Annotated in this window: 1 protein-coding gene; it reads right to left on the reverse strand. The window is 52.4% G+C overall.

Annotated elements, in window-relative coordinates:
* Window positions 1-123 precede the first annotated feature (123 nt).
* Window positions 124-1,016, reverse strand: an 893-nt coding sequence (locus HMPREF3101_RS09960) for an RHS repeat-associated core domain-containing protein (RefSeq protein WP_305763947.1), incomplete at its 5' end; no start/stop codon positions are given.

Below are 1,016 nucleotides of genomic sequence, written 5' to 3' on the forward strand. Positions count from 1 at the left end.
GCCGCCAGGCAGGTTCTTCTTCCACTCAGTTTTCTTCCCCGCGCGTTTATACCCGCGCTCTTCAAACCACGGGTCAAGCCCGGCAACTAAACGATTGTCTTGCGCCATTCTTCTTAATCCTTCCTAGTCAGGTATGTTCAGAAGTTTCTTTAACGTCTTAATGTCATTAGGGTTATCTGCATAAATTTGGTGGAATCGCCCTTCTAGCATATCGCCCTGCTCCATCCCGATTTTACGAGCTTTACTATCCCTGGCACGCAGCTCGACAGCACCGGGTTCAGTCTTGGTGCCTGTCCCGTTGACGACGTCACGCACCACCGCTTGATTTTTCGTAAGCGTCGCGTTTCCGGTTTTGACTTCAATGAATAAGAAATTCTCGCCCTGTTTGACAATGAAGTCGATCCTGCTAGTAACCGTTTTCGTAACGTTTTCAGTAACGACTATGGCCTGGACGGTCATTTGGTCATCAAAAGCCACGCCAGTTGCTGCTTCGATAATTGCCCGCACCTTATCTTCACCTTTTGAGCCTTGCACCCTATTCTCGGCAATCTGGGTTGCCTTATTGACATGTCCGCCTTTGCCGCTCAGGCCGAAGAAATCAACCCAATGGGCTGGGTGATCAACGTAGCCTTGCGCAGAAGCAACACGAGGGGAAACCCCAAGCGGATCTTGGGCGTTATAAATACCAGCATGCGGATGGTAGTAGCGGTACCGGTTGTAGGCCCATCCTGATTCCGCATCAAGATACTGCCCCGCATGCAGCAGTGGGCATTGGGTGTGTCCCTGCCAGGTGCGCGTCCCATATAACGTTTGCGACGCTTTGCCGACAACCTGACCTGTATCAACATCAACAATCTCACGCGGCGCACCCGCAAGGTCTGTCATAATCAGATCAAACCTCGGCAAGCTATACACCGGCTTCGATTCCACCGGCTTATCTGCCTGCGCTGCCCCAGTAGCCGAAGGCACTAACGTGATTTGCCCGCTGAGTTGTCCGGTTGCCGGGTTGATCGTCC

The organism is Corynebacterium sp. HMSC29G08 (genome assembly GCF_001806875.1).
GTDB lineage: Bacteria > Actinomycetota > Actinomycetes > Mycobacteriales > Mycobacteriaceae > Corynebacterium.